Raw genomic sequence first — 12,111 nt, forward strand, 5'->3', positions numbered from 1 at the left:
CCGCCACCGTCGTCCCCACCCTCCGCCGCGACCAGGACGACCGCACCCAACTCGCCCACGCCCTGGCCACCGCCTTCACCGCCGGAGTTGAAGTCGACTGGACGGCGTGGTTCCCGGCCGTGCCGTTGCCCCGGGTGGTGGAGCTGCCGACGTATGCGTTCCAGCGCGAACGGTATTGGCTGGACGGCCCGAGGCAGTTGGCCGGGAGCCCGGCGGGGCTCGGGCTCGCGTCGGCCCGGCATCCGCTGCTGGGCGCGGCCGTGGAGCCGGCGGACGGGAACACCCAGCTGCTGATCGGCCGGGTCTCCCACCGGGACCATGCCTGGCTGGCCGAGCACCAGGTGATGGGGACCGTGCTGCTGCCCGGTTCGGCATTCGTGGAACTGGCGTTGCAGGCGGCGGTCAGGACCGGCTGTGATCAGGTGGCGGACCTCACCCTGCATACGCCCCTGGCTTTCGGGGACGGTCCCGGAGCGGTGGCGCTGCAGGTCGTGGTGGGCGCGGCCGACGCGGCCGGGCGGCGCTCGGTGGCCGTGCACTCCCGGCCCGTTGCCGGCGATGAAGCCGGCGGTGCGGAGGCCGCATGGACACGGCACGCCACCGGCACACTGGCATCCGGCTCGCCCGACGATCCGGAGGTGGCCCCGGTGACCGCCTGGAGCGGGGCCTGGCCACCGCCCGGTGCCACTGCCGTCACCGTGCGGGATCCGTACCAGGAACTGGCCGACCACGGTTACGAGTTCGGGCCGTCCTCGCAGGGGCTGGTCTCGGCATGGCGGCTCGGGGACGACATCTACGCCGAGGTGGCGCTGCCGGAGCAGGAGAGCGGCCGGGCGGCCGACTACGGGCTGCACCCGGTGCTGCTCGACGCGGCCCTGCATGCGCTGATCCTGGACGCGGTCACCTCGTCCGCCGACCTGGACCAGGTGCTGTTGCCGTTCTCCTGGAGCGGTCTGCGGCTCCATGTGCCGGGCTCCGGGGCCATGCGGGTACGGATCTCGCGGACCGGTGACGACCAGCTCGCCCTGGCCGCCGCCGACGCCGCGGGCACGCCCGTGGTGACGCTGGCGGCGCTGACGGTGCGACCGGTGCCGGTGGACCAGTTCGCGCGGGTGCGGCGAACGGATCGGGACTCGCTATTCCGGCTCGCCTGGTCGCCATTGGACACGGCCGCCGATGCGGTGCCGGTCGGCCGGACCGTCATCCTGGCCCCGGAGGGGGACGCAATGGCCGTGGCCCTGTCGCGGGTGCTGCCGGATGCGTCCGGGTACACCGATGTCGCCGCGCTGAGCACGGCCGTGGCGGCCGGGAAGCCGGTGCCGGACGTCGTTCTCGCCGTCTTCGCGGGCGGGGAGGCGGCCGGGGATCCGGCGGGTGACGCACGGGCGGCGAGCGTGACGCTGCTCGGCCTGCTCAAGGACTGGCTGGCCGATCCGGCCCTGGAAGCGGCCCGGCTGGCCGTGGTCACCCGGGAGGCGGTGGCCACGCGGGCGTGCGACGACGTGCGCGACCTGGCGGGCGCGGCCCGGTGGGGGCTGACGCGCAGCGCCCAGGCCGAGCATCCGGGTCGGCTGGTGCTGCTCGACACCGACGGGCGGGACGCCTCACTGCGGGCGGTGCCCGGGGCGCTGGCCTCGGGTGAGTCCGAGGCGGCACTGCGGGGCGGCAGGATGTACGTCCCCCGGCTCGTCCACGATGACGCGGCCGGGCGGCTGGCCCCGCCGGTCGGGTCGTCGTCCTGGCGGCTGGCGTTCGACGGCGGTGCGGGTCCCGACCGCCTCGCGCTCGTGGGCGCGCCCTCGCGGCCTCTGGAGGCGGGTGAAGTGCGGGTGGCGCTGCGGGCCGCGGCGCCCGATGCGTCGGCCCTGGCAGGCGGGCCCGGTGCCGGGAAGGCCGTGGGTGGGGCGGGTGTCGTGGTCGAGGTGGGGCCGTCCGTCGCGGGGCCGGCCCCCGGCGACCGGGTGATGGGGCTGTTCGACGGGGTCGGGTCGACGGCCGTGACCGACCGGCGGCTGCTCGTGGCGGTTCCGGAGGGGTGGTCGTACGCCCAGGCGGCGGGGGCGCCGAGCGCGTTCCTCGCCGGGTACGCCGCACTCACGGACGGGGGGATGTTCTCGGCGGACGAGGTCGCTTCCCTACTGGGTGGCGAGGTCGCGGCGGAACCGTTCGACCCGGCCGTCCTCGGCCCCGACACCGTTCACCGGTTGCTCACCGGGCTCTCCGCGTTGTTCGAGGACGGCCGGGTCGGGCCGCCGCCGGTCACCGTGTGGGACGTACGCCAGGCGCCCGAGGCGTTCCGTGAGCAGGAGCGGGACGGGGCGGACGGTAACGCCTGCCGGACCGTCCTCACCCTGCCCGTTCCGCTCGATCCGGACGGCACGGTCCTCGTCACCGGCGGCACCGGCGCCCTCGGCGCCCTGGCCGCCCGGCATCTGATCACCCGATACGGGGTCAGGAACGTGCTGCTCGTGGGCAGGCAGGGCGCTGCCGCGCCGGGGGCCGCCGATCTGGCCGAGGAGCTCACCGGGCTCGGCGCCCAGGTCACGGTCACCGCGTGCGACATCGGCGACCGTGCCGCCGTGGCCGCCCTGCTGGAGTCCGTGCCGGAGGAGCATCCGCTCACCGGTGTGGTGCACTCCGCCGGTGTGGTGGACGACGCCATGGTCCAGAACCTGACGGCGAACCAGATGGAGCGGGTGCTGCGCGTCAAGGCCGATGCGGCCACGCACCTGCACGACCTGACGCTGGATCAGGACCTGGCGGTATTCGTGCTGTTCTCCTCGGTGGTCGGCCTGCTCGGCGGCCCGGGGCAGGGCAGTTACACGGCGGCCAACGCCTATCTGGACGCGCTCGCCCAGCGCCGTTACGCACACGGGGCGCCGGCCACCTCCCTGGCCTGGGGTTACTGGGATCTGCCGAACGGCATGTCGGGGCGGCTCACCGACGCCGACCGGGCCCGGCACACCCGCGCCGGCGTCGTGGGACTCACCGCCGAACAGGGCCTGGCCCTGCTGGACACGGCTCTCGACAGCGGGCTTCCGCTGCTGGCGCCGGTCCGTCTCGACCTGGCCGGGATGCGGCGCCAGGCCCGCGCCAACGAGACGCCCGCGCTGCTGCGGAGCCTGGTGCGCGGGGCCCGTTCCGGGCAGCCGTCGGGCGCCGGCCCGAACGCTCTGGCCACCTCGCTGAGCGCCATGTCCGAGGCCGAACGGGAACGGACCCTGGTCGATCTGGTGTGCGCGCACGCGGCCGCGGTGCTCGGCCATGACTCCGGCACACCGGTGAACGCCGCGCAGGGGCTGCGGGAGTTGGGCTTCGACTCGCTGACCGCCGTCGAGCTGCGCAACCGGCTCGCGGCCGCCACCGGGCTGCGGCTGCCCGTCACCTTTGTGTTCGACCACGCCAACCCGCAGGAGCTGGCCGGGTACTTGCTCACGGAGCTGTCCCCGCAGGAGGCCGATCCGCTCGAACCGTTGCTCAAGGAGTTCGAGCGGCTGGAGCGCTCGCTGCTGACGATGCCCGCGGACGGCCCGTCGCGTGTGGTGCTGGCGCGGCGCCTGCGGACCACGCTGTCCCGGCTCGGCGAGCCCGACGGCGCGGCGGCGGACGACAGCACGGTGGCCACCAGGATCCAGGACGCCACGGCCGAGGAGATCTTCGCGTTCATCGACCGGGACCTCGGCAGGAGCGTGGGCCATGGCAGCGGCAACGGACAGCCCGCCCGAGGGCTCGGAGGGGAACGCCGATGAACGAACTGGGCCGCAAGCGGCTCGCGTTGGAACACAGCGGCCTCCTGAACGCGGGGGACGTCGACGGGCTGATGGAGCTGTACGGGGACCGCGCGACGCTGGAGAACCCCGTCGGGCACACCCCGCTGACCGGGCCCGACGCGGTGCGCGCGCACTGGAAGGCGGCCGTGGCCGCGCGCATCCGGGAGGTGGCGGGCGAACCCGTGGCCGGGCAGGACGGCGCACATGTGCTGCTGCCCGTCACCGCCGAAATGGACTATCTGCCCGCCGGTCCGGCGTTTGCCGCGCACGGCTGGCTGACGGCCCCGGCGCAGCCCGCGAGCACCCGCCTCAGGCGCACATCGATGCTGGTCATACGCATCGACAAGGCGGGCCTCATCCAGGAGTTGCGGGCGTTCTGGGGGAAATCCGATCTCGAAGTCATCGGCTGACCCGGCACCCGGGCCCGCCGGACCGATCTGGAGGTACGCATGCCCGACGAGGCGTCCCGCAAGCGGATGGCGCTGGAGTACGCGCGCCGCATCAACGCGGGCGACATCGACGGCGTCCTCGACCTGTTCGCGGATGACGTCGTCTTCGAAGACCCGGTGGGGCGGCCGCCGATGATGGGCAAGGACGACCTCCGCCGACACCTCGAACTCGCCGTGGAGTGCGGCACCCACGAGACACCGGGGCCACCGGTGACGTCGATGGACGACCGCTTCGTGGTGACACCGACCACGGTCACCGTGCGGCGTCCCCGGCCGATGACCTTCAGCATCGTCGGCATCGTGGAACTCGGCGAGGACGGCCTCGGCCACCGGGTCCGGGCGTTCTGGGGTGTGACCGACGTGACCATGGACGACGTTCCGGCGGAGCCCGCCGAGGCGGCACATCCCGAAGGGGCCCGAGCGTGACCACGACCCGACCCGTACACGCGATCGTCCTGGGCGCCAGCATGGCCGGCCTGCTGGCCGCCCATGTCCTGTCCCGGCACCTGGACGCCGTCACCGTGGTGGAGCGCGATGCGCTGCCCGACGGTCCCGAGCATCGCAGGGGCGTCCCCCAGGGGCGCCACGCCCACCTGCTGTGGTCCAACGGCGCCCGCATCATCGAGGAGCTGCTGCCCGGCACCACGGACCGGCTGATCGGTGCGGGCGCCCGCCGGATCGGCTTCCCCGAGGACCTGGTGACCCTGACGACGCAGGGCTGGCAGCATCGCTTTCCCGCGTCCCAGTACGCGCTGCTGGCCGGCCGCCCGCTGCTGGACTGGGTGGTGCGCGGCCAGGTGCTGCGCGAGACACGGATCACGGTCCTGCAGCGCACCGAGGTCACCGAGCTGTCCGGCGGCGCCGGCCGGGTCACCGGGACCGTGCTGCGGGACCTGGACAGCGGCGCCCTGACAGCGCTGGACGCCGACCTGGTGGTGGACGCCACCGGGCGCGGCTCCCGGCTCAAGCAGTGGCTGGCGGCGCTGGGTGCGCCCGCGCCCGAGGAGGACGTGGTGGACGCGGGCGTCGCCTACGCCACCACGATCTTCCAGGCGCCGCCCGGGGCGACGAGCCGGTTCCCCGCCGTCAACATCGCCGCGGACCACCGGGTCGGCGAGCCCGGGCGCTTCGGGGTGGTGTATCCCATCGAGGGCGGGCGCTGGATCGTCACGCTGTCCTGCACACGGGGGGCGGAACTGCCCACGGCCGAGGACGAGTTCCTGCCGTTCGCGCGCAACCTGCGGCACCCGCTCATCGCCGATCTGCTGCGCGACGCCAAGCCGCTCACCCCGGTGTTCGGCTCCCGTTCCGGCGCGAACCGGCGGCTGTACCCGGAGCGGGTGGCGGCCTGGCCCGAGGGTCTGCTGGTCGTCGGCGACTCGCTGACCGCCTTCAACCCGATCTACGGCCATGGCATGAGCGCGGCCGCACGCTGCGCCGCGGCGCTGGAACAGCGGCTGGCCCACGAAGGGTTCGGCCCCGGTGCCACCCGGGCGGCGCAGCGTGCGCTGGGCGCGGTCGTGGACGATCCCTGGATCCTGGCCGCGTCCAAGGACATCGACACCGTCAACTGCCGCACCCGGGTCGAGGATCCGCGGCTGACCGGTCAGGACACGGAGCAGCGCATCCGGTTCGCGGACGCCATCACCGCGAAGTCGACCCGGGCGGCGCGGGTGTGCGCGGTGGTCAACGATGTGATGAGCCTGAACGCGCCACAGTCGGAGCTGGGCTCCAACCGCTTTCTGTCCCTGCTGCGGACGGATCCGGATCAGCCGGAACTGACCGGCCCGCCGCTGCGTCCGGAGGAGCTGGCCCTGGTGGGCCTGGACCTGTCGGGAACGGTGCCGGCGGTGCCGTGAGGTCCCTGCGGGCCACGGCTACGACTCCATGTTCCGGCGCTGCAGGTTGTGGTGTTGCAGGGCCGCCTGGAGGTCGATACGGGTGACGTTCAGCTTGCGGTAGATCTTGGTCAGGTGTTGCTCGACAGTGCTGACCGTGATGTACAGCTTGCGGGAGATCTCCCGGTTGGTGAATCCCTCCGCGGCCAGCGCCGCGACCCTGCGCTGTGCATCGCTCAGTTCGGTGGCGGGGTGGCCGGGGGATGTGTCATGGCCCGGCTCGGTGTGGCCGCGGTCGGTGTTCTCGAACGCCGGGATCTGGTCCGGGGTCCTGATGCCGCACTCGCGGGCCAGGCCATGGGCCTTGCGGGCCAGTGCGCGGGCGCGTTCGTCGTCGCCGAGCAGCTGGCAGGCGCGGCTCTGGTCGGCGAGGACCTGGGCGAGTTCGAAGCGGTCGCCGCACCTGGAGAGCGTGTCGGCGGCCTCCCGCAGCAGTGGCGCACGGGACTTGACGTCGCGGGTGGCCGCCTGGGAGCGCAGGGACATCCCGCGGGTCCTGATGTGGCCGGGCGCGAGGAGCGCCAGCTGCTCGTCCGCGAGCCGCCTCGCCTTGTCCGGATCGCCCATCGCCAGGTACGCCTCGGCGGCGCCGAGCCGCCACGGCTCCACCTCGGGCAGGTCGATGCCCCAGTCGCCCATGAGCTTGCCACAGGCGTAGAAGTCGCACAGGGCGATATGGGCGCAGTCGGTGGCCAGATAATGCCGACCGCGCGCGTACAGGTAGTGCAGGCCCGTCCGGGTCTGGAACATGGCCTCGGGCACGGCGATGTCGAGGAACGCGGCCGCGCGCTCCACATCCCCCAGGGCGGTCTTGGCCAGCACCATGACGGCGAGTGGCAGCCCGACCGCGGCACCCCAGCTCTTCGGGGGGATGAGGCACAGCGCCGAGTCGGCCTGCCGCTCGGCCGCGATGAGGTTGCCCTGCCGCAGGTGGATCAGGGCGCGTTCGGCCGCGAACATGGCGTGCCAGGTGGGGCTGCGCCGGGCGACCGCTTCGGACAGCAGGGAGTCGCACCAGGCCGCCGCTTCGTCGAGCCTGTCGTTGTAGGTCAGGACGGCGAGTGCGGTCGCCAGGGGTGCGAACGTCCGGTGGCCCAGGTGGTACCGCCGCAGGATGGCCCCGGCGGCGCCGAGGGCGTTGTTCCGCCTGCCGTGGACGAGCTCGGCGACGAGCACATCGGTGCCCTGGAGTTGGGGGTTCATCGCCGTCGGTGCGTCGGTACCGGGCTGTTGCTTGAAGCACCCGGGATACAGGTAGGCACCCCACAGCCGGGGCGTGTCCAGATCCATGGCGGTCCCGGCCCGGGTGCCGCCGGCGCCGTCCCGGCCGCGGGTCAGGGAGTCGATGGCGCCGAAGGCCTCGCCGACGCGCCCGTGCCACAGCAGGTAGGTCACGGGCGGGGACGCCCCGGAGCGGTCGCCCGGCCCCTCACGGTCGGCCGTGCCGAACTCGTGGAGGCGCCGCAGTACTTGGGACGGGTCGACGCGCCATTCGGCGTCGGCCAACGCGGACACGATCGTCTGCCGCTGCCGTTCGTCGTCGCACAGCTGGTGGGCGGCGCGCAGGTAGCGGATGCTGGTGTTCACATCGTCGCCGGACAGTGCCTGCTCGGCGGCCTCCTCCAGGATCGGGACGACCCAGGGGGCCGCCACCTGGTCGGCGGCGACGAGGTGGGCCGCCACCTCGGTGGCGGCCTCGCCCTCGTTGTGGAGCAGGTCGGCGACGCGGGCGTGCAGAGCTCCTCGTTCGCTGACGGGGATGCTGTCGAGGACGGCGGTGCGGAACGCCTCGTGGCGGAAGCGGCCGTCCTCCAGGACCTCGGCGAGGGCAAGCAGGTTGACGACCTGGCAGATCGATGCGGTGTCCATGTCGAGGAGCCTGGCCAGCAGCGGTCGTGGGGCGGCCCTGCCCATGACGGCGACGGCGCGGGCGACCACCATGACGGGGGGCTCATGGCGGTAGAGATAGCTCAGCACCGCCCGGCTGAACGTTTCGCCCGCGGCGAGTTCGCCGGGGGCTGCGGGCGGGTGGGCCAGGTAGTCGTCGATGAGCGCCTGCAGAAGCAGCGGGTATCCGGCGCTCATCTCGTGAAAGGCAGGCGTGAGGTCGTGCACCGTCTGGACGTCCACGCCGAGGTGCCGGGAGAGCATGTCGGCCACGCCGGTCTTTGTCAGGGGGGCGAGGCGGACATAGCGGAGGAACGGTTCACGCAGGAACTCGCTCCGGAGCAGGGCGTTGGACGCCTTGTGGTGGGTGGATTCGCAGAATACGAGGCGGAGCCGGGGGGAGCGCAGCCGCCGCATCAGGTACAGCAGGCACTGCAGCGATGCCTCGTCCGCGTGGTGGGCGTCGTCGACGCCGATGACCACGGGCCCGCGTGCGACCAGGTCGCGCAGTATCTCCCGGAAGCCGCGCAGAACGGGAGAGGTGACGGGCCCGGTACCGCCGGATCCGGGTTCGCCCAGGACGGCGCCCGACTCGCCCGCGTCGGCCGGCCACCGGGTGGCGTCCTCGGCACCGGCGCGGGGCAACCCCGGGCTCTGGAGCAGCTGTTCGAGCACGCCGAGCGGTAGGTTGCGTTCGGCACGGGAGGCGACCGCGCTGAGAAACGCGGCGCCGGACTCGACGACCCGCTCACCGAAGGCGCGCAGCAGGGCGGTCTTGCCGGTGGCCACTCCCCCGCTGATCACCACGACGCGGCTGCCGACGGGCGGGCGACCGGCGAACGCGCTGTCCAGGGCGGCCATCTCCTCGTTCCGTTCCACGAGACCGGCGCATTCGAGCACACCGAACGGGCCGGTGGAGCCGGGTTCGTCCTCGTCCGCGCCGGATGGCTCGGCGGGTCCCGGTAATCCGCTTCCGGTGCGCTGCACCGGGGTGGAGTGTGTGGCCATGAGCGGCACCCTCATCTCACTCACCGCGTGCCCGCCCGATGCTTGCCCCGGCGCGCCTCGACGGGCCGGAACGGCGCGGGAGGCTCCGGGTCAAGGACGCGGGATCCCCGCGGCAGCGGCCTCGCGGACCACTGCCTCCGGGAGCGGTGTCAGAGCACCGCCGCCGGTCCGCGGCGCGTACGGACGTCCGCACGCGGGCCACCGACCCGTCTTCGTGTGGTGGCCGGACCCGCGGCCCGGCGGCACTGCCTGCTTCGCCCGAAGGTCGTTGGAACGGAAACGCCGTGACCACATCCACGACGGCTTCCTCCATCCCGCCGCCCGGGCGAACTGGAACCTCCGCTTCCAAGCATTGCGCCAGCGATTCCCATCCTCGATGCGGCAATCCGATTTACGGAGCGATCTTCGAGTGGCGCTAGATCTTATTCTGAATTTTTGACGTAACACAAGCATTTCATCGTTGTACCGTTGGTGAAAGTTGAGCGCACCGTTGGTAAAACCTCGGCCGGTGGGGCAGCCGGCGGAGAGTTGGTCACGAGCCACCCCACTCCCGGTCGATCAACGCGAACATCTCGTCGGCCGTCGCCGTGGTGAAGTCCGCCGTCTCCGGCTCCCCTTCCGCCGTCGGCGGCTCGTCCGTGGATGCGTACTTCCACAGCAGCGCCCGCAGCCGGTTGGTGAGGGCCGCCCGCCCGGGGTCGTCCGCGGCGAGGCCGGCGAGGGCCCCTTCCAGGCCGTCCAGATGACCGGACGCGGGCAGCGCGGCCGACGCGTCGTCCGGGAGGATCCTCGCCCGCACATGGGCTCCCAGCGCCTGCGGCGTCGGGTGGTCGAAGACGGCCGTGGCAGACAGCCGCAGCCCGGTGGCGACGCGTAGCCGGTTCCGCAGCTCGACCGCCAGGATGGAGTCGAACCCGAGATCCTTGAACGGGCGCCGCGGGTCCACCTCGTCCGCGGACGCGTGCCGCAGCACGGCGGCCACCTGGGTGCGGACCAAGTCCAGTGCCAGGGCGGTCCGTTCGCGTTCGGGCAGCGTGGCCAGCTCCTGCCGCAGGGCGGCGGACCGCCCGCCGTTCTCGGGTTCCCGCAGGGCGTCCAGGAGTTGGCGTGCCGCGGGGACCGCGTCGAACAGCCCGGTGCCGCGGGCCAGGGTGAACAGCGGCACAAGGCGCTCCCATTCGATGTCGGCGACCACCACATGGGGGTCGCCGTCGCGGAGCGCCCGTTCCAGCGCGGTCAGCGCCAGACGGGGATCGAGGGGCGGCAGGCCCTGCCGCCGCGACTGTCCGGCGAGGACGCGGTTCCGCTCGCTGTCGTCCGGCAGGCTCCAGACCCCCCAGCCCACGGACACCGCGTTCCGCCCCTCCGCCCTGAGTCGTTGTGCCAGCGCGTCCAGGTGCGCGTCGGCGGCGGCGTGGGCACCGTAGTCCCTGCTGCCGAGGATGGCGGCGACGGACGAGAAGAACACGATGGTGCCGTCGGCGCCCATCGCCTCCATGCCCCCGAACCCGCCGAGGGCCGTCGCGGCCGACACTGCCTCCGCGAGCCGCTCGGGTGTGGTCTCGGCCAGCGGGGCGAGCCCACCGGGCGGGGAGGTGTGCACCACTGTCCCGATCGCCCTGTCCCCCAGCGCTCCGGCGACCCGCTCGGCCACCTCCGGGTCGGTCGGCGCGCATGCCACGACCGTCAACTCGGCGCCCAGTTCGGCCAGTTCCCCCTTGAGGCCGACGGCTCCGGGCGCGCCGGGACCCGCGGGGTCGAGCAGCACCACCTGCCCGGCGCCCCGGGTGGCGAGCCACCGTGCCACATACCCGACGAGGCCGCCGACGCCGTCGCCGGTGACAAGCACGACATCCTCGGGCCGCCACTCGCCGCCCGGGGCGCGTCCGTCGACCGGATCCGGCACCAGGCGGCAGGCGAACACCCCGGCGGGGCGCAGTGCCACCTGGTCATCGCCGCCCCGGCCCGTCAGGACGGCAAGCAGCCGCCCCGCGTCCAGGTCGTCCGGGTTCGCCGGGAGGTCCACCAGGCCACCCCACAGCGCCGGGTGCTCCAGCGCGGCCACCCGGCCCAGGCCCCACACCTGCGCCTGCGCGGGCGACTCCAGCGGGTCGCCCTCATCCGCCGACACGGCACCCCTGGTGGCGCACCACAGGGCCGCGTCGAGGCCGCTGTCCGCCAGCGCCTGCACCAGGGTGAGGGTGCCGACGGTTCCGGCGGCAACCCCCCGGTGGGACGTGGATGGCTCATCGTCCAGCGCCAGCAGGGACAGCACGCCGGTGAACGGCTCATCGCTTTCAGCCGGCGAGCCGTTCTCAGGCGACGAGTTCTCAGGTGCCGAACGCAGCAGTGCGGTGAGCGCGGCCCGGTCCGGGCCCGTATCGACAGTCAGTTGGCGCAGGCGCGCACCACCCGACTCCAGCACGCGGATGCAGGCCTCGGCCCAGCCGTCCGCGCCGCGGGCGGGTACGACGACGAGCCAGGAGCCGTCGGGGGCGCCGTCGGACGGGGTGACGCGCCGCCAGCCGACGTGGTACCGCCAGGAGTCCACGGCGGCACGGTCGCGCCGCTCGCGCCGCCAGGCGCCGAGCACGGGCAGCAGCGTGCCGAGGGCCGCCCGGCGGTCGTCGTCCCCGCCCAGGTGGAGCGTGTCCGACAGCGTCCCCAGGTCGGCGCCTTCCACGGCAGTCCAGAACCGGCGATCCTCCTCGTCGGCCGCCGTGGGCGCGGCTTCGGGCGATGCCACATCCGCCAGCCAGAAGCGCCGCCGCTCAAACGCATAGGTGGGCAGCCCGACCAGGCGCGGCTCCGGATCCGCCGGGAACCAGGCGGCCCAGTCCACAGCCGCCGCCCCTGCCGAGTACAACCGGGCCACTGCCTGGGTGAACGCCGGGACATCCGGCTGCTGGTGGGACAGCGCGGCGACTGCGATCGGGTCGGGCGCGCCGTCCACCTGGTCGAGCGTCTGCTGGACGGCGGAGGTCAGCACCGGGTCGGGGCCGAGCTCCAGATAAACCCCGGCCTGGTCGGCGAGGTGGCTGACGGCAGGGTGGAAGCGGACGGGCTGGCGGATCTGACGGACCCAGTAACCAGGGGTGG

6 protein-coding genes are annotated in these 12,111 nt (G+C 73.5%); 4 read left to right on the forward strand and 2 right to left on the reverse strand.

What is annotated here, in order from left to right:
* The 4 genes from ABCR83_RS31140 to ABCR83_RS31155 form a co-directional block, all read left to right on the forward strand.
* A partial coding sequence (locus ABCR83_RS31140; RefSeq protein WP_462698605.1) for an SDR family NAD(P)-dependent oxidoreductase occupies positions 1 to 3,749 on the forward strand: 3,749 nt, incomplete at its 5' end.
* The gene (locus tag ABCR83_RS31145; protein WP_462698606.1) at positions 3,746 to 4,180 is read left to right on the forward strand and encodes a nuclear transport factor 2 family protein; all 435 of its coding nucleotides are present in this window, start codon (positions 3,746 to 3,748) and stop codon (positions 4,178 to 4,180) included. The genes ABCR83_RS31140 and ABCR83_RS31145, both read left to right, overlap by 4 nt.
* Positions 4,181 to 4,219: 39 nt before the next feature.
* Positions 4,220 to 4,645, forward strand: coding sequence for a nuclear transport factor 2 family protein (locus ABCR83_RS31150; RefSeq protein ID WP_462698607.1), 426 nt, complete (start codon positions 4,220 to 4,222; stop codon positions 4,643 to 4,645).
* The gene (locus ABCR83_RS31155) at positions 4,642 to 6,078 is read left to right on the forward strand and encodes an FAD-dependent oxidoreductase (protein WP_462698608.1); all 1,437 of its coding nucleotides are present in this window, start codon (positions 4,642 to 4,644) and stop codon (positions 6,076 to 6,078) included. The genes ABCR83_RS31150 and ABCR83_RS31155 overlap by 4 nt, the downstream gene beginning before the upstream one ends.
* A gap of 18 nt (positions 6,079 to 6,096) precedes the next feature.
* On the opposite strand, the gene ABCR83_RS31160 is transcribed toward ABCR83_RS31155, so the two are convergent.
* Both ABCR83_RS31160 and ABCR83_RS31165 read right to left on the reverse strand, forming a co-directional pair.
* A complete protein-coding gene (locus ABCR83_RS31160) occupies positions 6,097 to 9,012 on the reverse strand; it encodes a helix-turn-helix transcriptional regulator (RefSeq protein ID WP_462698609.1) in 2,916 nt (971 codons plus the stop codon).
* 532 nt (positions 9,013 to 9,544) lie between these two features.
* A partial coding sequence (locus tag ABCR83_RS31165) for a KR domain-containing protein (protein WP_462698610.1) occupies positions 9,545 to 12,111 on the reverse strand: 2,567 nt, incomplete at its 5' end.

The sequence above is a fragment of the Streptomyces xingningensis genome (genome assembly GCF_054957865.1).

Coding starts and splice junctions, on each gene's coding strand:
- ABCR83_RS31145 (WP_462698606.1), top strand. CDS start 3,746: ATGAACGAACTGGGCCGCAAGCGGCTCGCGTTGGAACACAGCGGCCTC.
- ABCR83_RS31150 (WP_462698607.1), top strand. CDS start 4,220: ATGCCCGACGAGGCGTCCCGCAAGCGGATGGCGCTGGAGTACGCGCGC.
- ABCR83_RS31160 (WP_462698609.1), bottom strand. CDS start 9,012: ATGGCCACACACTCCACCCCGGTGCAGCGCACCGGAAGCGGATTACCG.